We start from the raw sequence: 20,305 nt of genomic DNA on the forward strand, positions 1-20,305 counted from the left end.
AGTTGCCAGGGCAAACACTCTTCCGGAATCATGCAAAAAGGCGAATGCCGCTCACTGTATGACGAGCCGAAAGGGTCGACCGCCACATGGCCGACGTTCATCACTTCACCCACGGCCTCGTCACGCCCGGCGTGGCGTACGCGCTGTCCATCCTCGGCTCCTCACTGGGCCTGATCTGCACGGCCCGCATGCGCACCGCGACCACCGGCAAGCAGCGGTTCTGGTGGATCGTGCTGGCCGCCTGGGCGCTGGGCGGCACCGCGATCTGGGCGATGCACTTCATGGCCATGATGGGCTTCAGTGTCGACGGGGCGCAGATCCGCTATGACACCCCGCGCACCGCGCTGAGCGCGCTGGTCGCGATCGTCGTGGTCGGCCTGGGCCTGTGGATCGTCGGGTTCGGCAAGCCGAACATCGCCCGCATCGTCGTCGGCGGCATCTTCACCGGCGTCGGCGTGGCGGGCATGCACTACCTGGGCATGTTCGCGATGCGCCTGAACGGCGAGGTGTCCTACGACACGAGCCTCGTCGCCGCCTCGTTGATCATCGCCGTGGTGGCCGCGACCGTCGCGCTGTGGTTCACCGTCGTGCTGAGCCGGCCGCTGGCCATCGCCGGGGCGGCCCTGCTGATGGGCGTCGCGGTGTGCGGCATGCACTACACCGGCATGGCCGCGATGTCGGTGCGGCTGACCACGCCGACGCTGGGCGGCGGGATCGGCGGCACGTCGGCGGCGAACCTGCTGGTGCCGATCGGCGTGCTGGTGCTGCTGGTGATCGGCGGCCTGGTCTTCGCGATCGGGGCTGCCCCCACCAAGGAGGACATGGCCGCCCGCGAGTACCTGGAGCGCGTGCAGGCCGCCCGCGAGGAGGCCGTGGTCGCGCAGCAGCGTGGCACCGTGCGCCGTCCCACCGCGTTCACCCCGCGCGGCAAGTGACCCGCCGCTCCGTTCGCTGACACGCACTCCGCCCGTGCCGCTCCGGCGGCACGGGCGGACGCGTCTGCGGGTGGGTGTCCCAGGCCTGTGGCAGGCTGTCTGGCATGACCGCACCCCTGCTCGCCATCGACGCGCCGAGCCTGTACTTCCGCGCCTTCCACGGTGTGCCCGCCAAAGCGGCGATGGCCCCGAACGGCACCCCGGTCAACGCGGTGCGCGGCTTCCTGGACATGGTCACCACGCTGGTCAGGGGCCGCCGACCGGGCCGGCTGGTGTGCGCGCTCGACTACGACTGGCGGCCTGCCTGGCGGGTGGCGCTGATCAGCACCTACAAGACGCACCGGGTGGCCCCCGCGGGCGGCGAGGAGGTGCCCGACGAGCTGGTGCCGCAGGTCGACCTGCTGCTGGAGGTGCTCGACGCGTTCGGCATCGTGGCGTACGGGGTGGACGGCAACGAGGCCGACGACGTGCTCGGCACGCTCGCCGCCACCCAGGCCGCGCCGGTCGAGGTGGTCTCCGGCGACCGCGACCTGTTCCAGCTGGTCGACGACGAGCGCGGGGTGCGCCTGCTCTACGTCGGCCGCGGCGTGGCCAAGCTGGAGGACTGCGACGAGGCCGCGGTGCTGGCCAAGTACGGCGTCCCGGCGGGCGGTTACGCCGACTTCGCGGCGCTGCGCGGCGACCCGAGCGACGGCCTGCCCGGCGTGGCGGGCGTGGGGGAGAAGACCGCGGCCCGGCTGATCGAGCGCTACGGCAGCCTGGACGCGATCGTCGCGGCGGTGGCCGACCCGGCCGCCGACTTCGCCGCGGGCCTGCGCACGAAGCTGGAGGCGGCCGCCGACTACCTGGCCGTCGCGCCGAAGGTGGTGCGGGTGGCCACCGACCTGAAGCTGCCCGAGCACGACCTGACCCTGCCCGCCGCCCCACGCGACCCGGACCGGCTGCTGGCGCTGGCCGAGCAGTGGAACCTGGCGAGCCCGTGCCGCCGGCTGGTCGACGCCCTCGCGGAGAACGCCGGGTAAACACGGGCCGCCGAGTCGGCATGACCTTCGCCGCGCCGGGCATACGCTGGGGATGCGGAGGATGACAGTGACTGACATCGACGGTGACCGGCGGCCGGAGTCGGCGGAGGATCCGGACGAGCGGTGGAACCGCAACTACTCGGAGCTGCTCCAGGAGCTGCGGGTGGCGCAGACAGGCGTGCAGATCCTGTTCGCGTTCCTGCTGACGCTGCCGTTCTCGGTGGGCTTCGAGAAGATCAACGGCACCGAGCGGGTGCTGTACGTGGTCACGTTCATCTGCAGCGGGCTGGCGGCGGCCCTGCTCATCGCCCCGGTCAGCTACCACCGGTTGTCGTTCCGGGAGGGGCGCAAGCCGCAGATCGTGCGCACCGCGCACGTGCTCGCGCAGTTCGGCCTGTTCTTCGAGATGACCGCCATCGTGCTCGCGATCTACCTGGTCGTGGACGTGGTGTCGGGGGCGCGCTGGGCGGGCTTCCTCGGCGGCGGCATCGCCCTGGTCTACATCCTGCTCTGGTACGTGCTGCCGCTGGCCACCAAACCGTCGGAGCCCGGCGACTGACCCCGGACATACGGGAAGCCCGGCTTATCTGAACTTGTCAGATCGGTCGGGCTTCACTTGTCACGTTAGACCGGCATATCCGGCATGTCAACACCTGCTCCGATTATTTCCTGGCCTCGTCGCGCAGGTGCGCCACCACCACCGGGCACCCGGCGTGGTGGATCAGCGCCTGGCTGACCGAGCCCAGCAGCAACCCCGTGAACCCGCCCAGGCCCCGGCAGCCGACGACCACGAGCTGCGCGCCCATGGACTGCTCGGTCAGCGCGGCCGCCGCCGAGGACTCCATCGTGATCCGCTGCAGGTCGATGCGGGGGTACCGGTCGTGCCAGCCCGCGACGGCCGTCTCCAGCACCGACTCCTCCTGGGCGCGCAGCGTGTCGACGTCGTACACGAACGGCATGCCCGCCGCTCCGGTGGTGACCGGCCCGAGCCAGGCGTGCACCGCGGTGACGCCGCAGCCGCGCAGGTCGGCCTCGTCGAAGGCGAACGCCAGCGCGGCCCCCGACTGCGGCGAGCCGTCCACGCCGACCACGATCCGGCCCACCGCGCCCATACCCGCCCGGTTCGGCGCGGCCGGCGGGCGCACCACCGCGACCGCGCACCGGGCGTGCATCGACACCTGCAGGCTCGTCGAGCCGAGCATCAGGTCGTGGAACCCGCCGTGGCCCCGGCTGCCGACGACCACCACGGCCGCGGACTCCGACTCCCGGATCAGGCCGTGCGCCGGGTCGTCACGCAGCACCTCGCTGGTCAGCGTGAGGCCTGGCCGCATGGCGCGTGCCTCGGCCATCGCGTGCTCGGTGATCCCGTGGCCGGCCGAGGACAGCGCCGCCTCCGCGACGCCGTCGCCGAGCCGGGGCCCGGGGTCCTCACTCACGTAGACGATCTTCAGGGGCAGCTCCCGCAGCGCGGCCTCGTCGGCCGCCCAGCGCAGCGCTGTGGTCGCGGCCGGGGAGCCGTCCACGCCCACCACCACCGGCCCGGTCAGACCGACGCTCATGACCCGCCTCCCTGCGCAGCTCCGCTCACCTCCACTATGTCCGGTTCCCGGACCGGTCTGGTGGGAAACGGCGCTGTCCGGCGGCGCGGTGGGCAAGATCGGTGTTTTGTGTCAGAACCTCAGGTCTGACCACACTTTCGGGCCGTAAACGCCGATCTTGAAGTAGATCCGGCCCGACGCGGACACCTAACGTTCGTTAAGCTGGCTTCATGCCCGCCGTTACCCGCCTGCTTCCCACCCCTGAAGCACACGACCTGCTCGAACTCACCCGCGAGATCGCGGACAAGGAGCTCGCGCCGCACGCCGACGACTTCGAAGCGCGCGGGGAGTTCCCCCGCGAACTGATCCGCACCCTGGGCCGCTCCGGCCTGCTCGGCCTGCCCTACTCCGCCGAGTACGGCGGCGCGGAGCAGCCGTACGAGGTCTACCTGCAGGTGCTGGAGATCCTGGCCAGCCGCTGGGTCGCCATCGCCGAGACCGTCAGCGTGCACACCTTGGCCGCCTACCCGTTGGCCCACCACGGCACCGCGGAGCAGCGCGAGCGCTGGCTGCCCGACATGATCGGCGGCGAGCTGCTCGGCGCGTACTGCCTGTCCGAGCCCGCCGGCGGTTCCGACGCGGCGAACCTGACCACGAAGGCGACTCGCGACGGCGACGCGTACCGGGTGAGCGGCACCAAGGCGTGGATCACGCACGCGGGTGTGGCCGACTTCTACAACGTCTTCTGCCGCACCGGCGGGCCCGGCCCGAAGGGCATCTCCTGCCTGCTGGCCCCGGCGGACACGCCGGGTCTGCACCCGCAGGCCCGGGAGAAGACCATGGGCCTGCGCTCCTCGCCGGTCGCCCAGATCGCGTTCGACGACGCGGTGGTGCCCGCCGAGCGGCTCATCGGCGGGGAGGGCGAGGGCTTCCGGATCGCGATGGGCGCGCTGGACTCGGGCCGCCTCGGCATCGCCGCCTGCGCCATCGGCCTGGCCCAGGGCGCGCTGGACTACGCGATCGGCTACGCCCGGGAGCGGGTGCAGTTCGGCAAGCCGATCATCGACCTGCAGGGGCTGGGCTTCATGCTGGCCGACGCGGCGACGCAGATCTCCGCGGCGCGGGCGCTGATGCTGCACGCGGCCCGGCTGCGCGACGCGGGCCTGCCGTACTCGATCGAGGCGGCCAAGACCAAGCTGTTCGCCACCGACATGGCCATGCAGGTCGCCACGGACGCCGTGCAGGTGCTGGGCGGGGCGGGCTACGTGGCCGACCACCCGGTCGAGCGGTACTTCCGCGAGGCCAAGGTGCTGCAGATCGTCGAGGGCACCAATCAGATCCAGCGCATGGTCATCGCCCGGTCGCTCGCCAAGGACTGAACCCCTTTTCCGTCGTACGCCGGTCCGGATCCGTGGCACGCGCCACGATCCGGATCGGCGTTTCCTGTTGTGTCCGGCGCGACCTGGTGATGTAATTCCTACAAAGCCGCTAGGAAAAGCAGGTGATCTGAATGATCGTCACCACCGGGGTCCGGGCCGACCATCTGAATACCGCCCGCCGTCTGGCCGACAACCCGGCCGACTGGCCGGTCACGCCCCGGTTCGACCCGGATCAGCGCTGGTATCACCGCCTGCTCGACGGGCCCGGGGTCGAGGCCTGGCTGCTGACCTGGCTGCCCGGCCAGGAGACCGACCTGCACGACCACGGCGGCAGCGCCGGCGCGTTCGTGGTCGTCTCCGGCGCGCTGACCGAACGGACCCTGACCGAGGCGCGCGACGGCACTACCGCGCTCACCAGCCGGCTGCTGACCGCCGGCGCGGCCCGCCAGTTCGGCGAGCACCACGTGCACCAGATCGTCAACGCCGGTCCCGTGCCCGCCGTCAGCGTGCACGTGTACGGGCCGGAGCTGACCAGCATGACGCGCTACCGGCTCCAGGCCGGACGGTTGCTGGTGGCCGCGGTCGACCGGGCGGGAGCACAGTGGTGAGCGTGCACACCGACCTCACCGCGCCCGCGGGCTCGCGCGGCATCGACGAGATCCTCGCCGCAGCGCGCTCCCGGCTGACCCGCGTCGACGCGGCCGAGGCCGCCGCCGCCCAGCGGGACGGGACGCTGCTGGTGGACATCCGGCCGGCCGCTCAGCGGGCCGCGCACGGCGGCATCCCCGACGCGCTGATCATCGAGCGGAACGTCCTGGAGTGGCGCTTCGACCCGCGCAGCGACGCCCGGCTGCCGGTGGCCGACCGGTACGACCTGCCGGTGGTGGTGTTCTGCCAGGAGGGCTACACGTCCTCGCTGGCCGCGGCCGCTCTGCAGGACCTCGGCCTGCACCGGGCCACCGACCTCGCGGGCGGCTTCGCCGCCTGGCAGGCCGCGGGGCTGCCGGTCACGGCCTGACCGGGCCGGTCCGGTCACCGACAGCCACCCCGTCGACACCTCTGCTGATCTTGCGGGAGCACTGCGGCCATGGCAGGCTGCCGGGAGCCCCGTCAACGAGGAGGAGGCACGACATGGCCGTCGACCCCCGGACGCTGGTCGAGGAGTGGGACGCCTGGCGTGCCGCCCGTGAGCAGGAACTGCGTGCCCCGCACGGCTGGCTGAGCCTCACCGCGCTGCACTGGCTGCCCGCGCAGCAGGTCACCCTGCCGGGCGTGCCGGGGCGCTGGGGGCCGCACGCCGACGGCGTGCTGCTGCTGGCCGACTCCACGGACGGGCTAAGCCATGCGGGTGAATCCGTCGAGGGCGAGCTGGTGCTCAGCCCGGTCGAGGGCGGCGCCGGCATCACGCTCGACCACGGCGACCGGCTCATCGAGATCATCCAGCGCGGTGGGGCGTACGCCCTGCGCGTGCGCGACCCCCAGGCGCCCACCCGGACCGGCTTCACCGGTGTGCCCACCTTCGCGCTCGACGCGCGCTGGGTATGCGACGCGGTGTTCGAGGCCTACGACACGCCCCGCCCGGTCACCGTCGGCGCGGTCATCCCCGGGCTGACCCACGACCAGATCGCCCGCGGCGTGCTGCGGTTCGAGGTCGACGGGGTCGCGCAGGCGCTGACGGCCATGGACGGCGGTGACGGCAGCCTGTCGGTGCTGTTCCGCGACGCCACCAGCGGGGTCTCCACGCACGGCGGGGCACGCTCGCTGACGGTGGACGAGCCCGGCCAGGACGGGTCCGCGGTCGTCGACTTCAACCGCGCGGTCAACATGCCGTGCGCGTTCACCGACTACGGCACGTGCCCGCTGCCGCCGCCGGAGAACCTGCTGGCGGTCGCGGTGGAGGCGGGGGAGCGTACCCCCCGCTGAGTCACCAGTGCTGGCCGCCGTGCCCTGCGGCCAGCGCCTGCTCGTGCGCGCGGCTCTTCTTGAGCTTGCGCGGGATGCGTTCCTTCTTGTGCTTGCCGTTCTGGTGCGTGCTCAGCCCGGCCAGGGCCGTGTAGCCGTCCTCGGTCGCCTGGGTGCGGCGACGCCGGATCGCCATCACGGCGCCCACACCCGCGGCCGCCGCGGACACCACCCCGGCGGTGATCCAGCTGATCTTGCTCGTTGCCATCGCCCTCTCCTTCGTGCCGCCCGCGGAACGTGGACGGGCCGCCGAACCGCGCGTGGCGGCGCAGCTGACGAGCCATGTTCCGCTGCTCGACCATAGCCCGATGGAAGCTGATATGAGGCGATTTGCCTATTCGGCTGCGGCATCGCGGACGCAGACGACTCCGCCCCCGGCTGCCAGGCAGGCGGGGGCGGAGTGCCGCGAGGGACGCGGATCAGGCGGGGTTGATCCCGAGCACGTCCACGACGAAGCGCAGCGGGCCGGGCAGCCGGGAGTCCGGGCCGTCGCCGTACGCCAGGTCGGAGGGGATGTCCAGCTGCACGCGGCTGCCCACCTTCACCCCGACCAGGCCCTGGTCCCAGCCCTTGATGACCTGGCCGGCGCCGATGGGCACCGGGTAGGCCTGCTTGTTGTCCCAGGAGGCGTCGAACTGCTCGCCGGTGGCGTACTTGACGCCCACGTAGTTCACCGTGATGGTGTCGCCGGACTTGACCACGGGGCCCTTGCCCTCGATGAGCGTGGTCACCTTCAGTTCCTTGGGGGTGCCCGTGCCCTTGGTGACCACCGGCTTGGTGCCCAGCGCCGGGTCGGCGCCCGCGGGCAGCGGCGGGAACTTCGCGTCCGGCGCGGGCGCGTTCGGGTCGGCGGCGTTCGGGTCGGCCGCCGGGCTCGCGCCCGGGGTCGCCGACGCGCCGGGCGCCGCCGCGGAGCTGTCCTCGGGGCCCTTCTTGAACACCACGAAGGCGAACGCGATCATCAGGGCCGTGCCGACGAACGTGCCGAGCGTGCCGTACAGGATCTTCCTGCGCTTGGCCGCCTTCGCCGCGGCGACCCGGGCATCACGCCGCTCCGCCTTGGTCGCCCGCCGGGAACTGTCCGCCCGGTCCTTCACCTGTCCGCTCACGAGTCCTCGAATCTCCGCCGACCGTCATGACATTTTGTGGCACCTGCCACGGCTGCGCACACGCTACCGGTTCACGCGCCGGTCCGCGCGGGTCACTGCCCGGCGATCCGGTGTGGCTCGTACGGTTTCTCCAGCGCGGCGACCTCGTCCGCGCTCAGCGTGAGCTCCAATGCCGCCACCGCGTCCTCCAGGTGCTGCGGTTTCGTCGCGCCGACGATCGGGGCGACCACGCCCGGCCGGCTCGCCACCCAGGCCAGCGCGACCTGTGCCCGGGGCACCCCGCGCTCGCGGGCGATCCGGGCGACCTCGGCGATGACCGCCTGGTCGGCCGCCTCGGTCGAGGCGTACAGGCCCTCGCCGAAGGCGTCGTCCTTGGTGCGGGCGGTGACCGTGTCGGGGTCGCGGGTCAGCCGGCCGCGGGCCAGCGGGCTCCACGGGATCACCCCGATGCCCTCGTCGAGGCACAGCGGCAGCATCTCCCGCTCCTCCTCGCGGTAGATCAGGTTGTAGTGGTTCTGCATGGTGGCGAACCTGGTCCAGCCGTGCGCGTCGGCGGTGTGCAGGGCCTTGGCGAACTGCCAGGCGTACATCGAGGACGCGCCGAGGTAGCGCGCCTTGCCCGCCTTGACCACGTCGTGCAGCGCCTCCAGGGTCTCCTCCAGCGGCGTCGCCGGGTCGTACCGGTGGATCTGGTACAGGTCGACGTAGTCGGTGCCCAGGCGGCGCAGGCTGTGGTCGATCTCGGTCATGATCGCTTTGCGGGACAGGCCGCGGCCGTTCGGGCCCTCGCGCATCGGACCCCACACCTTGGTGGCGATGACGACCTCGTCGCGGTCGGCGAAGTCGCGCAGCGCCCGGCCCAGGATCTCTTCGCTGCTGCCCAGCGAGTACACGTTGGCGGTGTCGAAGAAGTTGACCCCGAGTTCCAGCGCCCGCTTGATGAACGGGCGGGACTCGTCCTCGGGCAGCGTCCAGGTGTGGCTGCCCAGGCCCGGTTCGCCGTAGCTCATGCAGCCCAGGCTGAGGCGCGACACGTCCAGGCCGGTGCGGCCCAGCTTCACGTATTCCATACCGTTTGATCCTTCACGCTCGGGCGGTGACCCGCGACAGGTCCGCGAAGAAACCCGGGTAGGTCTTCGCCACGCACCGCGGGTTGTCGATCTCGATGCCGGGCGAGCGCAGGCTGAGCAGCGACAGGCTCATCGCCATGCGGTGGTCGCCGTACGTGTCGAAGCGCGTCGGGGCCGGTCGGCCCGGCCGGATGGTGAAGCCGTCGTCGTGCTCGGTCGCGTCGATGCCGGCCCGGCGCAGCTCGGTGACGACCGCGGCCAGCCGGTCGGTCTCCTTCTCGCGGATGAAGCCGATGCCGCGCACCCGGGTCGGGCCGTCGGCGTGCACCGCCACCGCGGCCAGGGTCTGCGCGGTGTCGGAGATGTCGGCCATGTCGACGTCGACGCCGCGCAGCGTGCCCCCGCCGGACACGGTGATGCCGTCGGCGTTCCGCGACACCCGGGCGCCCATGCGCTCCAGCACGTCGGCGAAGCGCACGTCGCCCTGCAGGCTGCCCGCGCCCAGCCCGGCCACGGTGATCCGCCCGCCGGTGATCGCGGCCGCGGCCAGGAAGTACGAGGCGGCGCTCGCGTCGGGCTCGATCGCGTACTCCGTCGCCCGGTAGCGGCCCGGGGCGACACCCAGCCCGTCGGCGGACACCCCGAACGCGGTCATCACCGCGGCGGTCATGGTCACGTACGGCACCGACACCAGCGGCGAGGTCAGCTCCACGGCCAGCCCGTCACGCATCAGCGGACCTGCCATCAGCAGTCCGGACAGGAACTGGCTGGACAGGTGCCCCGGCAGCGGGATCCGGCCGCCGTGCACCGGGCCGGTGACGGCCAGCGGCAGGCGGCCCGCCTCGGCGGGCTCCTCGACCCGCGCGCCGAGCCCGCGCAGCGCCTCGACCAGCGGCCCGAACGGGCGGGCGCGCAGCTGGGCGTCGCCGTCGAGCACGCCCCGGGCCGGGCGCAGCGCCAGCGCGGGCAGCAGGAACCGGGACGTGGTCCCGGACTGGTTGGCGTGCACCGACACCGGCGCGGTCGCGGCACGCGGGTCGGTGCCGCGCACCGTCACCGTGGCGGCGGCCTCGTCCGCGCTGACCTGCGCGCCCAGCGCGGCGATCGCGCCCAGCATGGCCCGGGTGTCGTCGGCGAACAGCACCCCGGTCAGCGTGCTCGTCCCGTCGGCGAGCGCCGCGCACAGCAGCGCCCGGTTGGTGATGCTCTTGGACCCGGGCAGCAACACCGTCGTGTCCGGCGGCTGCCCCACCGGCGACAGCGCGATCACGGACGGCAGCAAGTTCTCAGACACGGCCGCCAGTATGCGCCGCCCCCACCCCCCACCATCCCCCATGACCACGCTCTGAGATCACCCCGCCCATGATCGCGACGATCTTGCGCGAACTGTTGCCCTTTTGTGGCTTTCGAGCGTGTCATGCCCACAGTCCACGCAAGATCGTCGCCCCGAGGGCGGACTCGCGGTCAGCGGTCCGGGTAGAGGATTTTGGCGAGTTCGCCGAACAGGGGGGTGGCGTGGTCGGTGTCCAGGGAGGAGCGGTTGACCTCGACGACGATGACGGCGCCGGTTTCCGGGAGGTAGAACATGGCCGTGTTGTAGCCGAGGATGGTGCCGTTGTGGCCGAGCCAGCCGCCCCAGTCGGCGATGCCGAGCCCGTACGAGACGTCGGCGCCCTCGGCCAGCGGGACCGTCTGCAGGCGCTCGTGCTGGAGGTGCTCGCTGATCAGGGCTCCGTGAGCCAGTTCGGCGGCCCAGACGCGCAGGTCGCTCAGGTTGGAGACCATCGCCCCGGCGGCCCCTGCGTAGCCGGGGTTGGAGTACGTGACGTCGCGCAGGGCTTCGGCGTCACCCGGGTCGGGGGTCTCGTCGTAGCCGCGCGCGTACGGCGGCTCCAGGGCGGGTGTGGTCGGGTAGCCGGTCGAGTCCAGCCCGAGCTTGGCGACGATCTCGTCCTCGATCAGGTCGCCGATCTCGCGGCCGGTGACCCGCTCGACGATCGTCTCCAGCAGGATGTAGTTGGTGTTGGAGTAGTGGAAGCCCTTGCCCGGCGGGAAGTACGGCTCGTGGTCGCGGGCGATGTCGAGGGCGTCGCGCGGGCCGAAGGAGCCCGCCGGGTCCGCCTGGTAGCGCTTGCGGAACTCGGGATCCTCGGTGTAGTCGTAGACGCCCGCGGTCATGTTCAGCAGCTGGCGGATCGTGATCGCGTTGCCGTCGGGCCAGTCGACGTACCGGCTCAGCGGCTCGTCGAGGCCGATCAGCCCGCGGTCGACCAGCTGCAGCACGACGGTCCCGGTGAAGGTCTTGGTGATGCTGCCGATACGGAACCGGTCGGCGGCGTTCATCGCCCGGCCCGTCTCCTGATCGGACACGCCGATCACGCAGATCCAGGTGCCGCGGCCGGGGACGAACACGCCGGTGGTGATGCCGGGGGCCTTCGCGTCGGCGCGGGTCTTGTCGACGGCGGCGCGCATCCGGTCGCGTTCGTCGGAGGTGAACCCGAATGCCGCCTGGGGGCAGCCGTCCGGGCCCGCCGCGCGGGCCGGGAACAACCCGATGGTCAGGGTCAGCACGGCCGCAGCGGCCAGCGCCGCCACCATGTGCCAGGTCTTCACACCCGTTCCCCCGTCCTGTTCGGGGCGCAGCCCGTCCGGGGCACAGCTGTCGGGCTCAGTTTACCGGCGACGTATCCCTAACATGGACAAAACGCCAGAGCGTGTACCCGACTCGGCGTCGCTCGGGCCGGTCAGCGCGGCGCACGTCCCCGCGCCGCGTCGAGCAGCAGCACGACGAGCCCGGCCAGCGCGTCGGCGGTGGGCGCGGCCGGGCGCAGCGGCAGCACGATGTGGCTCACCACCAGGCGGATGACGGTCTCGGCGGCGAACGCCAGCTCGTCGGGCTCGACCGCGGGCGCGAACGCGGCCGCCCACTCCAGCAGCGGCACCGCCGCGGCCGCCAGGACCACGTCGGACCGGGTGGTCAGGTATGGCAGCAGCGGGTCCGCGCCGCCACGGGAGGCGGTCAGGATGACGTGGACCAGCGGGTTTGCGGCGGCCTCGTCCAGGGCGAACCGCACCGCCGCGGTGACCGCGGCCCGTACGTGCGGCCCGTGCGCGAACATGACCGCGCGCACCCCCGCCGTGAACAGCGCGATCTCCGCGTCGGCCAGTGCGTCGGCCAGCCCGGCGCGGCCGCCGAATTCGTTGTAGACGGTCTGCCGGCTCACCCCGGCCCGCTCGGCGACCGCCGCCATGCGCACCTCGGCCCAGCCTCGGGTGATGGTCAGCTCGCGGGCGGCGGCCACGATCGTGGCCCGGGTGGTGTCGCGGTCCGGCCGGACCGGCGGGGCGAGTCCGGAGATCGGGGAGCGGGTCGGCATCCCATGACTTTACAAAATACTCGCGATTGTCAACATTCGATGGGAGTGGGATTCTCGCCGTACACCCCTCATCGCGGAGGCGACCATGAGCGACGCGACCTGGCGCGACCCGCGCCGCCGGCTGTGGCCCGCGGCCCTGCTCGTGCCCACGCTGCCCTTCGAGGGCCTGGCCATCGCCGCGGGCGGGCACGAGTGGGGCTGGTGGCTCGCCCCCGTCGTCGTGTTCGGACTGATCCCGCTCGTCGACCTGCTCGTCGGCGACGACCGGCAGAACCCGCCCGAGCAGGCGTTCGCCGCGCTGCAGGGCGCGCGGTACTACCGCGTGCTCACCTACCTGTACCTGCCCCTGCAGTACGCGGCGCTGGCCGCCTGCTGCGCCGTGTGGGCCCGCGGCGGGCTGAGCCCGTTCGGCGCGATCGGCCTCGTGCTCAGCGTCGGCATCGTCAACGGCATCGCCATCAACACCGCCCACGAGCTGGGGCACAAACGCGAGCGCCTGGAACGGTGGCTGTCGAAGATCGCGCTCGCGCCGACCGGGTACGGCCACTTCCACGTCGAGCACAACCGGGGGCACCACGTCCGGGTGGCCACGCCGGCGGACCCGGCCAGCGCCCGGCTGGGGGAGAGCTTCTGGGCCTTCCTGCCGCGTACGGTGCTGGGCAGCCTGCGTTCGGCCTGGCGGCTGGAGACCGCGCGGTTCCGGTTGCGCGGGCGTACCCCGTGGACCTGGCGCAACGACGTGCTCAACGCGTGGGTCATGACGGTCGTGCTGTTCGCCGCGCTGACCGCCTGGTTCGGCCCGGTGGTGCTGCCGCTGCTGGCCGTGCAGGCCGTGGTCGGCTTCGCGCTGCTGGAGGTGGTGAACTACCTGGAGCACTACGGGCTGGCCCGGCAGCAGCTCGGCACCGGCCGCTACGACAAGGTCGACGCGCGGCACAGCTGGAACAGCGACCGGATCGTCACCAACGTCTTCCTGTTCCAGTTGCAGCGCCACAGCGACCACCACGCCCACCCGCTGCGCCGCTACCAGGTGCTGCGCAGCTTCGACAGCTCGCCGCAGCTGCCCGCCGGATACGCCACGATGATCGTGGTGGCGCTGTTCCCGCCGCTGTGGCGGCACGTCATGGACCGGCGCGTGCTCGCCCACTACGACCAGGACCTCAGCGCGGCGAACGTGCACCCGCCCGCGCTGGCCCGGCTGCGCGCGCGGTATCCGCTGCCCGCGCCGGGTGCGGCGGCGTGATCAGCGCGTCGGTGACCAGCTGGGCGAGCTGCGCGAGCACCGGCAGGCGCACCGCCCAGGAGGCGTACGCCCAGCCCAGGTGGGTGTGCTCGAAGGCCCGCGCCACCGCGGCGACACCGCGTTCGGTGTGCCCGTCGGCGGCGGTGTAGCGGGCCCGCCACAGCACCCGCGGGTGCTCGGCCGCGGCCGCGAGGTGCAGTGCCGCGGGCCGCCGCCGCGCCAGCGCGCGCCACACCGCCGAGCACGGCCCGCAGTCCGCGTCGAGCCAGACCGTCGCTTCGCGATGGGGGTACGCCCGCAGCCGCGGCCACCAGTCGCGCACCTCGCGCCGGTACGCCCGCCAGTCCGCGCCGAAGCGCCGGGCCAGGTCGTCGTGCTCGTGCGGACCGGCCAGCGCGACGCTGAACGCCACCCCGGACACGGCCGCCGCGGCCAGTGTCAGGCTGGCCGTGCCCGCCGCGAGCAGCAGCAGGAGCAGCACGGCCCCGCACTGCATCGGGTTCGCCAGGTACGCGTACGGCCCCGTGGTGACCAGCCGCCGCGGCGGGTCCCACGGATACGGCGTGCCCCCGCCGCGTATCGCGAACTCCCGCATCGCCGCCAGGGCCGGCACCGCCGCCAGCGCGAACGCCTGCACCAGCAGCGAGAGCGCCCACCCGGGCAGGGCCTGCAGCCGGGCCCACGAACCGTCGCCGTAGCTGAACGCCGCGGTGGGCAGCAGCCACAGCACCAGCCCGGTGAAAGTGACCAGCTGCAGCACCGCCCGCGCGCCGAGCCGCTGCTCCCGGGCCGTCCACCGGCCCAGCAGGATCGTCGGCAGCGCCACGGTCACGACGCCGAGCACTTCCCCGGCGATCCAGTGCGGACCCAGCTCGACCAGCGGCGACAGCATCGGCATCGTGGCCAGGTCCAGCCAGAGCAGCACCCCGACCGCGACCGGCGCCGGCACGAACCGGTGCAGCAGCACGGGCACCGGACCCCACAGCACCGCCCAGCCCAGCCACAGGTCCACCGGCACGCCCCGGAACGCCCCCGCCACCTCGGCGTACGTCCACCAGCCCGCGACGGCGGCGACCTCGTTGAGCGCGGCCACACCGACGGCGGCCGCGATGAACGCCAGCAGTGCCGCCCCGCGCTCGCGCCTCACGTTGGCCGAACCGCGTCCGGCGAACCCGGCCGCCAGCACGGCGACCACCGGCAGCAGCAGGCAGGCGTGCCGGGCGAGGGTGAGCGCCGCGGCGTCCGTCAGCGAGATCCCGCCGGGGGTCACCGCAGGGCCAGCATGTCGAGCAGGTGTGCGCCGCCCTCGTGCATCAGCCCTTCCTGGATCGGGCCGAAGTACCAGAACGGGTCCAGCCGCCGTTCGTAGCCCAGGTGCAGCCGCACCTCGGTGTGCCGGTCGTCGACCTGCTGCCAGCTGATGGTCGCGTCGTTCCAGGTGAACCAGCGCGCGTTGATGGTGGTGTCGGTGACGAACCCGAACCGCACCTGCCGCGCCGAGCGGCCGGTGACCTCGGTGACGATGTGCCCGCCGGGTCCGTGCGCTGAGCCGTGGTAGCCGAACATCCACCGGTCGCCGAGCTCCAGGCCGTCGCCCTCGACCTGCTGCGGCACCGGCATGCCCAGTGCCTTGAGCACCGGCGAGCGCAGTGTCGCGGCGTGCGGCCCGGCGGCCAGCGTCGCGGCGACCTCGTCGACGGTCATCGGCAGCACCCGGACCACCTCCACCGCCTGGTCCGGATTGACCCGCAGGTCGCCGGTCAGGCCCTCGCCACTGCTGAGCAGCAGCAGGGGCAGCACGAACGCGTACGCCCGGAATCGTCTGCGGATGGCGAGCACGACCCAGGTGACGAGCCAGCCGGTCACATAGAGCAGCGGGGCGGCCAGCACCACGCAGATGAAGCCCTCGTGCCACATCACCGCGGTGGCCAGCAGGCCCAGCGTGATCGCCTGGGTGACCCGGCCGTACGCGGAATTCGTCGGCGTGTTGGCCACCGCTATCGCCAGCAGGGTGGGCACGCCGACGAACAGCAGCGCGCTGTCGCCCCTGCCGGTGACCACCATGGCGGTGTATACGGCGGCTCCGATCAGTCCGATCACCGCCGCGAGCATCCAGCGCGCCCGCCACTGCCCGCGCGGCTGCGGCCGGTCGTCGTCCTCGCCGGGAAGCACCATGTCAGACCACTCCTTTAAGCGTTCGCTCAAACTCAGCTCCGGGCAGCGTAGCGTCATTTGAGCGATCGCTCAACCTGTCTGTGATGGACACCGCGCGGCAGTCGCGGGCGAATTCGTGCCGTCACGGCATAGTTGCGTGCCGTGTAATTTTGCGCACTGCGCAAGATTGTGCGAGGCTCCCTCGCATGAGCACCACGTCCCCGCCCGCACGCATGAGCCACCGCGAGATCCTGGAGTCCCTGAGCGGGCTGCTGCTCGTGCTGTTCGTCGCCATGATCAGCTCGACCATCGTGTCGACCGCGCTGCCGCGTATCGTCGGCGAGCTGAACGGCACCCAGACGCAGTACACCTGGGTCGTCACCTCAACCCTGCTCGCCGCCACCGCCACCACCCCGGTCTGGGGCCGGCTGGCGGACATGTTCAGCAAGAAGCTGCTCGTCCAGATCGCCATCGGCATCTTCGTGCTGGGCTCGCTGATCAGCGGCTTCGCCCAGGACACTCCCCAGATCATCGCCGCGCGCGCGTTCCAGGGCATCGGCGTCGGCGGCCTGCAGGCCCTGGTGCAGATCGTGATCGCGGCGATGATCCCGCCCCGCGAGCGCGGCCGCTACAACGGCTACCTCGGCGGCGTGATGGCCGTGGCGACGCTGGCCGGGCCGCTGCTCGGCGGCCTGATCGTGGACACCTCGTGGCTGGGCTGGCGCTGGTGCTTCTTCATCGGCGTGCCCATCGCGGTCATCGCCTTCGTGCTGCTGCAGTTCACCCTGCACCTGCCGGCCGGCGTCCGGTCCAAGGGCAAGGTCGACTACCTTGGCGCGGCACTCATCGCCGTCGGCGTGAGCACCCTGCTGATCTGGGTGTCCTTCGTCGGCAACTCGTTTGCCTGGCTGTCCTGGCAGACCGCCGCCATGGTGCTGTCGTCGCTGGTCATCCTCGGCCTCGCCGTCCTGGTCGAACGCCGTGCCGCGCAACCGGTCGTGCCGCTGGACGTGATCCGCCAGCGGGTGCCCGCCCTCGCCATCCTCGCCAGCCTCGCGGTCGGCATGGCCATGTTCGGCGGCGCGGTGTTCCTCGGCCAGTACTTCCAGGTCGGGCGCGGCTACACGCCCACCGAGGCGGGCCTGCTGACCATGCCCATGATGCTCGGCGTGCTGATCTCCTCGACCGTCACCGGCCGCATGGTCACCACCTCCGGCAAGGTCAAGCCGTACATCGTCACCGGCGCGATCGTTCTGGTCGCCGGCTTCGGCGGGCTGTCGTTCATCGACCACGACACGCCGCTGACCTTCATCGGCGCGGGCATGCTGCTGGCCGGCGCGGGCGTCGGCATGACGATGCAGAACCTGGTGCTCGCGGTGCAGAACACCGCCGCGCTGAAAGACCTCGGCGCGGCCACCGGGGCGGTCACCTTCTTCCGCTCGCTCGGCGGCACCATCGGCGTGTCCGTGCTCGGCGCGATCCTGGCCGAGCGGGTCAAGACGAGCATCCTGTCCCACCTCGCCGCCGCGGGGCTGCCCGCCGGGGCGGGCGGCGGCTCGCTCAACCTCAAGGCCCTGCCACCCGCCGCCCAGGCGATCGTCCGGGAGGCGTACGGCGACGCCACCGGCCACATTTTCCTGGTGTCGGCCGCCATCGGCGTGGTCGGTGTCCTCGCCGCGCTGGCCCTGCCGAAGATCACTCTGCGGTCCAGCGTCGACCTGCCCGCCACCGCGCCCGAGCCCGCGCTGGCCGAGGTCTGACCGACCGGCATGGACACCGGCAACGGTGCGGACGCCGCCGAGCACGACGGCCCGGCGGCGTCCCGGCAGAGCGGGCGCTGGTTCGTCGGACCGGTCGCCACCCCACTGGTCCGGCTGGGGCGCCGGCCGGTGGTGGTAGTGCCATGAAGCCGGACGCACCGACAGGCGGAGGACGGGGGCGGTCATGCCGATCGGAGCGCTGACGGGCGGAGGACGGGGGCGGTCATGCCGATCGGAGCGCTGACGGCCGCGCTGCTCGCGGTGCTGTCGTCGGCGATCCTGGCCAGGTGTCGGTGCCGGTCGCGGCCCGCGCCGCCACCGAACCGGACCGCTCCCACCGCCTGCGTGCCGGAGCGCGGCGGCCGCAGAGGTCCGTTCCGCCGCCGGGCGCGGCCGGGCAGGGCAGCCCGGCGGCCACGCAACCGCAACGCCGCCGGGGTGCGGTGAGAGGGTCTGCGCGAGCCGGTGGGGCTGGGTGAGAATGGTGCGATGACAGCACGGCCGGCCGGATACGCCGAGGTGGCGCGGCTCTACGCGGAGCAGTGCGAGGCGCCTTTCCCCGACGGTGTGCGCGGCGCTGACTGCGCGGGCGTCGACCTGGTCATGCTGGACGCGGACACCGCCGGTTGCGTGCATACCTGGCTGAGCAACGGCGGCGCCCTCGACGCCTGGCGCCGGGACGTCCTGAGCCGGCGTCTCGAACACCTCGAACAGGTCGTGCCGCGGCTGTCGGGCAGTCCGGCCGGTGACTACTACGCGGCATGGCGCCGGCTGGCGCTGCTCGTCCGGGACTCGTAGGAACCACGACCTGGCGCACCTTCAGGTGTTCCGTGCGAAGCAGTGTTCCCAGCCGCCGCGCCGGCATCGTTTCGCCCTCGTCCACAGCGGCGGTCGTCACCCACGTTCACGCGCGGCGGTAGGGGCTGTGGACAACCCTGCCAGGGCAGTACGTGTCCACCGCCGGCCACAACTTCTGCGTTGTATCCACAACCCAGAAGTTGTGGGCTTCCAGCGACATGTGTCCCTGGGACGGCTCAGTCCAGCGCCCTGATCGCCGGGATGATCGTCTCGCCGTACGCGGCCAGGGTGTGGTCCATGTCGTCGTGCTGGAGGTAGACCGCGAACTGGTCCACGCCCAGCTCCTTCAGCCGGGTCAGCTTCTCGATGTGGGCCTGGGCCGGGCCGAGCACGCAGAACCGGTCCACGATGTCGTCGGTGACGAACGCGGTGTGCGCGTTGTCGGCACGGCCGTGTTCGGCGTAGTCGTAGCCCTGCCGGCCCTTGATGTACTCCGCCAGCGCGTGCGGCACAGCCCCGTGGTCGCCGTAGCGGGCCACGATGTCGGCGATGTGGTTGCCGACCATGCCGCCGAACCAGCGCACCTGGTCGCGCTGGTGGGCGAGGTCGTCGCCGACGTACGCGGGCGCGGCCACGCAGATCTTGACCGCGGACGGGTCGCGCCCGGCCTGCTCGGCGGCCTTTCGCACATGCTTGATCATCCACTCGGTGATGTCCAGGTCGGCGAGCTGCAGGATGAAGCCGTCGCCGACCTCGCCGGTCACCTTGATGGCCTTGGGGCCGTACGCGGCGACCCACACCTCCAGCGCCGAGTCCTTGACCCACGGGAGCTGCATCTCGATGCCGCGGTGGGTCGCCTCGTGCCCGTTGGCCAGGGCGCGGATCACGCCGACGGCCTCGCGCAGGTGCGCGATGTCGACCGGTGGCAGGCCGAGGGTGCGCCGGGCGGAGTCGCCGCGGCCGATGCCGCAGACGGTGCGGTTGCCGTACAGCTCGTTGAGGGTGGCGAAGGTGCTGGCGGTGACGGTGACGTCCCGGGTGCCCGGGTTGGTCACCATCGGCCCGACGATGACCTTCTCGGTCGCGGCCAGGATCGCGCTGTAGATGACGTACGGCTCCTGCCACAGCAGGTGCGAGTCGAACGACCACACGTGGCTGAAGCCCGCCGCCTCGGCCCGCTGCGACAGCTCGATGACCCGCTTCGCCGGCGGGTCCAGCTGGAACACGACCCCGATGTCCACTGTGGGATTTCCTTTCGAGCTGACGTACTGGCTGGTGAACGGGGTGGGGTGTTGAGAAGGCGCCCTTCCTCACAGCAGGTAGGTGGACAGGCCCCGGGGGAGGTAGCGGCCGTGGCCTTTGTGGCCGTGGAAGTCGTTGTTCGCGACGAGAACGGTGCCCCGGGAGATGACGGTGTCGACCTTGCCCGCGATCTCGTAGCCCTCGTAGGCCGAGTGGTCCATGTTCATGTGGTGGGTGTCGACGCTGATCCGGGTACGGCCGTTGGGGTCGTAGACGACGATGTCGGCGTCGGAGCCCGGTGCCAGCACGCCCTTGCGGGGGTAGAGGCCGAACATGCGGGCGGGGGTGGTGGCGAGGGTCTCGACCCAGCGGGACAGGGAGAGCTTGCCGTCGACGACGCCCTGGTAGAGCAGGTCGACGCGGTGTTCGACACCGCCGATGCCGTTGGGGATCTTCGAGAAGTCGCCGAGGCCGAGTTCCTTCTGCTCCTTGAAGCAGAAGGGGCAGTGGTCGGTGGATACCACGGCCAGGTCGTTGGTGCGCAGGCCGCGCCAGAGGTCGCGCATGTGGGGTTCGTGCTTGGAGCGCAGGGGAGTGGAGCAGACCCATTTGGCGCCTTCGAAGCCTGGTGCGCCGAGTTGGTCTTCGAGGGTGAGGTAGAGGTATTGGGGGCAGGTTTCGGCGAAGACGTTGCGGCCGGTGTCGCGGGCGGCGGC

22 protein-coding genes are annotated in these 20,305 nt (G+C 72.1%); 11 read left to right on the forward strand and 11 right to left on the reverse strand.

Annotated features, from left to right (window positions below; translation table 11 throughout):
* The first annotated feature begins 86 nt into the window (after window positions 1-86).
* The 3 genes from F6W97_RS39080 to F6W97_RS39090 all read left to right on the forward strand — a co-directional run bounded on the left by F6W97_RS39080 (window position 87) and on the right by F6W97_RS39090 (window position 2,516).
* Entirely contained in the window at window positions 87-935 is an 849-nt protein-coding gene (locus F6W97_RS39080) for an MHYT domain-containing protein (RefSeq protein WP_155375645.1), read from the forward strand.
* A gap of 104 nt (window positions 936-1,039) precedes the next feature.
* Complete coding sequence (locus tag F6W97_RS39085; protein WP_155375646.1) at window positions 1,040-1,957, forward strand: 5'-3' exonuclease; 918 nt, start codon at window positions 1,040-1,042, stop codon at window positions 1,955-1,957.
* A gap of 61 nt (window positions 1,958-2,018) precedes the next feature.
* Window positions 2,019-2,516 carry a DUF6328 family protein gene (locus F6W97_RS39090; RefSeq protein WP_155375647.1) on the forward strand — a complete coding sequence of 166 codons (498 nt, stop codon included), beginning with the start codon at window positions 2,019-2,021 and terminating at the stop codon, window positions 2,514-2,516.
* A 103-nt stretch (window positions 2,517-2,619) separates the two neighbouring features.
* Here F6W97_RS39090 and F6W97_RS39095 read toward each other — a convergent pair whose 3' ends face one another.
* Window positions 2,620-3,516 carry a universal stress protein gene (locus tag F6W97_RS39095; RefSeq protein WP_155375648.1) on the reverse strand — a complete coding sequence of 299 codons (897 nt, stop codon included), beginning with the start codon at window positions 3,514-3,516 and terminating at the stop codon, window positions 2,620-2,622.
* A gap of 209 nt (window positions 3,517-3,725) precedes the next feature.
* Here F6W97_RS39095 and F6W97_RS39100 point away from each other — a divergent pair, with 209 nt between their 5' ends.
* The 4 genes from F6W97_RS39100 (at window position 3,726) to F6W97_RS39115 (ending at window position 6,797) form a co-directional block, all read left to right on the forward strand.
* Entirely contained in the window at window positions 3,726-4,874 is a 1,149-nt protein-coding gene (locus F6W97_RS39100; RefSeq protein WP_155375649.1) for an acyl-CoA dehydrogenase family protein, read from the forward strand.
* 131 nt (window positions 4,875-5,005) lie between these two features.
* Window positions 5,006-5,482 (forward strand): cysteine dioxygenase, encoded by a 477-nt coding sequence (locus F6W97_RS39105; RefSeq protein WP_155375650.1) that lies wholly within the window; start codon window positions 5,006-5,008, stop codon window positions 5,480-5,482.
* The gene (locus F6W97_RS39110; RefSeq protein ID WP_196279526.1) at window positions 5,479-5,892 is read left to right on the forward strand and encodes a rhodanese-like domain-containing protein; all 414 of its coding nucleotides are present in this window, start codon (window positions 5,479-5,481) and stop codon (window positions 5,890-5,892) included. Before F6W97_RS39105 ends, F6W97_RS39110 begins: the two co-directional genes overlap by 4 nt.
* 113 nt (window positions 5,893-6,005) lie before the next feature.
* Window positions 6,006-6,797: a DUF1684 domain-containing protein gene (locus F6W97_RS39115; protein WP_155375652.1), complete on the forward strand. Its 792-nt coding sequence runs from the start codon at window positions 6,006-6,008 to the stop codon at window positions 6,795-6,797.
* 1 nt (window position 6,798) lies between these two features.
* Here F6W97_RS39115 and F6W97_RS39120 read toward each other — a convergent pair whose 3' ends face one another.
* The 6 genes from F6W97_RS39120 to F6W97_RS39145 form a co-directional block, all read right to left on the reverse strand.
* On the reverse strand, window positions 6,799-7,044 hold the full coding sequence (locus tag F6W97_RS39120; RefSeq protein ID WP_155375653.1) for a hypothetical protein: 246 nt from the start codon (window positions 7,042-7,044) through the stop codon (window positions 6,799-6,801).
* Window positions 7,045-7,255: 211 nt separating this feature from the next.
* The gene (locus tag F6W97_RS39125) at window positions 7,256-7,945 is read right to left on the reverse strand and encodes an FKBP-type peptidyl-prolyl cis-trans isomerase (protein WP_155375654.1); all 690 of its coding nucleotides are present in this window, start codon (window positions 7,943-7,945) and stop codon (window positions 7,256-7,258) included.
* Window positions 7,946-8,037: 92 nt separating this feature from the next.
* Entirely contained in the window at window positions 8,038-9,015 is a 978-nt protein-coding gene (locus tag F6W97_RS39130) for an aldo/keto reductase (protein WP_155375655.1), read from the reverse strand.
* Window positions 9,016-9,028: 13 nt separating this feature from the next.
* Entirely contained in the window at window positions 9,029-10,309 is a 1,281-nt protein-coding gene (aroA, locus tag F6W97_RS39135) for a 3-phosphoshikimate 1-carboxyvinyltransferase (protein ID WP_230687341.1), read from the reverse strand.
* 170 nt (window positions 10,310-10,479) lie between these two features.
* The gene (locus tag F6W97_RS39140; RefSeq protein WP_155375656.1) at window positions 10,480-11,628 is read right to left on the reverse strand and encodes a serine hydrolase domain-containing protein; all 1,149 of its coding nucleotides are present in this window, start codon (window positions 11,626-11,628) and stop codon (window positions 10,480-10,482) included.
* A 131-nt stretch (window positions 11,629-11,759) separates the two neighbouring features.
* Window positions 11,760-12,392, reverse strand: coding sequence for a TetR/AcrR family transcriptional regulator (locus F6W97_RS39145; RefSeq protein WP_155375657.1), 633 nt, complete (start codon window positions 12,390-12,392; stop codon window positions 11,760-11,762).
* Between the two features lie 85 nt (window positions 12,393-12,477).
* Here F6W97_RS39145 and F6W97_RS39150 point away from each other — a divergent pair, with 85 nt between their 5' ends.
* Window positions 12,478-13,635 (forward strand): alkane 1-monooxygenase, encoded by a 1,158-nt coding sequence (locus tag F6W97_RS39150; protein ID WP_155375658.1) that lies wholly within the window; start codon window positions 12,478-12,480, stop codon window positions 13,633-13,635.
* Here the strand turns inward: F6W97_RS39150 and F6W97_RS39155 are convergent.
* Window positions 13,553-14,905: a methyltransferase family protein gene (locus F6W97_RS39155; protein ID WP_407924649.1), complete on the reverse strand. Its 1,353-nt coding sequence runs from the start codon at window positions 14,903-14,905 to the stop codon at window positions 13,553-13,555. The genes F6W97_RS39150 and F6W97_RS39155 overlap by 83 nt on opposite strands.
* Complete coding sequence (locus F6W97_RS39160; protein ID WP_155375659.1) at window positions 14,902-15,810, reverse strand: hypothetical protein; 909 nt, start codon at window positions 15,808-15,810, stop codon at window positions 14,902-14,904. The genes F6W97_RS39155 and F6W97_RS39160 overlap by 4 nt, the downstream gene beginning before the upstream one ends.
* A 185-nt stretch (window positions 15,811-15,995) precedes the next feature.
* Here F6W97_RS39160 and F6W97_RS39165 point away from each other — a divergent pair, with 185 nt between their 5' ends.
* The 3 genes from F6W97_RS39165 (at window position 15,996) to F6W97_RS39175 (ending at window position 18,347) form a co-directional block, all read left to right on the forward strand.
* On the forward strand, window positions 15,996-17,549 hold the full coding sequence (locus F6W97_RS39165; protein ID WP_230687342.1) for an MDR family MFS transporter: 1,554 nt from the start codon (window positions 15,996-15,998) through the stop codon (window positions 17,547-17,549).
* Between the two features lie 9 nt (window positions 17,550-17,558).
* On the forward strand, window positions 17,559-17,696 hold the full coding sequence (locus tag F6W97_RS39170) for a hypothetical protein (protein ID WP_155375660.1): 138 nt from the start codon (window positions 17,559-17,561) through the stop codon (window positions 17,694-17,696).
* Between the two features lie 342 nt (window positions 17,697-18,038).
* Complete coding sequence (locus tag F6W97_RS39175; RefSeq protein WP_155375661.1) at window positions 18,039-18,347, forward strand: hypothetical protein; 309 nt, start codon at window positions 18,039-18,041, stop codon at window positions 18,345-18,347.
* A gap of 236 nt (window positions 18,348-18,583) precedes the next feature.
* Here F6W97_RS39175 and F6W97_RS39180 read toward each other — a convergent pair whose 3' ends face one another.
* Together F6W97_RS39180 and F6W97_RS39185 are read right to left on the reverse strand one after the other, a co-directional pair.
* Window positions 18,584-19,588 (reverse strand): TIGR03842 family LLM class F420-dependent oxidoreductase, encoded by a 1,005-nt coding sequence (locus tag F6W97_RS39180; RefSeq protein ID WP_155375662.1) that lies wholly within the window; start codon window positions 19,586-19,588, stop codon window positions 18,584-18,586.
* 69 nt (window positions 19,589-19,657) lie between these two features.
* A partial coding sequence (locus tag F6W97_RS39185; protein ID WP_155375663.1) for an amidohydrolase family protein occupies window positions 19,658-20,305 on the reverse strand: 648 nt, incomplete at its 5' end.

It is taken from the genome of Catellatospora vulcania (assembly GCF_009720385.1).
Taxonomy (GTDB): domain Bacteria; phylum Actinomycetota; class Actinomycetes; order Mycobacteriales; family Micromonosporaceae; genus Catellatospora; species Catellatospora vulcania.

Coding starts and splice junctions, on each gene's coding strand:
- F6W97_RS39170 (WP_155375660.1), top strand. CDS start 17,559: ATGGACACCGGCAACGGTGCGGACGCCGCCGAGCACGACGGCCCGGCG.
- F6W97_RS39085 (WP_155375646.1), top strand. CDS start 1,040: ATGACCGCACCCCTGCTCGCCATCGACGCGCCGAGCCTGTACTTCCGC.
- F6W97_RS39150 (WP_155375658.1), top strand. CDS start 12,478: ATGAGCGACGCGACCTGGCGCGACCCGCGCCGCCGGCTGTGGCCCGCG.
- F6W97_RS39080 (WP_155375645.1), top strand. CDS start 87: ATGGCCGACGTTCATCACTTCACCCACGGCCTCGTCACGCCCGGCGTG.
- F6W97_RS39090 (WP_155375647.1), top strand. CDS start 2,019: ATGACAGTGACTGACATCGACGGTGACCGGCGGCCGGAGTCGGCGGAG.
- F6W97_RS39095 (WP_155375648.1), bottom strand. CDS start 3,516: ATGAGCGTCGGTCTGACCGGGCCGGTGGTGGTGGGCGTGGACGGCTCC.
- F6W97_RS39100 (WP_155375649.1), top strand. CDS start 3,726: ATGCCCGCCGTTACCCGCCTGCTTCCCACCCCTGAAGCACACGACCTG.
- F6W97_RS39115 (WP_155375652.1), top strand. CDS start 6,006: ATGGCCGTCGACCCCCGGACGCTGGTCGAGGAGTGGGACGCCTGGCGT.
- F6W97_RS39165 (WP_230687342.1), top strand. CDS start 15,996: ATGAGCACCACGTCCCCGCCCGCACGCATGAGCCACCGCGAGATCCTG.
- F6W97_RS39105 (WP_155375650.1), top strand. CDS start 5,006: ATGATCGTCACCACCGGGGTCCGGGCCGACCATCTGAATACCGCCCGC.
- F6W97_RS39145 (WP_155375657.1), bottom strand. CDS start 12,392: ATGCCGACCCGCTCCCCGATCTCCGGACTCGCCCCGCCGGTCCGGCCG.
- F6W97_RS39175 (WP_155375661.1), top strand. CDS start 18,039: ATGACAGCACGGCCGGCCGGATACGCCGAGGTGGCGCGGCTCTACGCG.
- F6W97_RS39130 (WP_155375655.1), bottom strand. CDS start 9,015: ATGGAATACGTGAAGCTGGGCCGCACCGGCCTGGACGTGTCGCGCCTC.
- F6W97_RS39120 (WP_155375653.1), bottom strand. CDS start 7,044: ATGGCAACGAGCAAGATCAGCTGGATCACCGCCGGGGTGGTGTCCGCG.
- F6W97_RS39160 (WP_155375659.1), bottom strand. CDS start 15,810: ATGGTGCTTCCCGGCGAGGACGACGACCGGCCGCAGCCGCGCGGGCAG.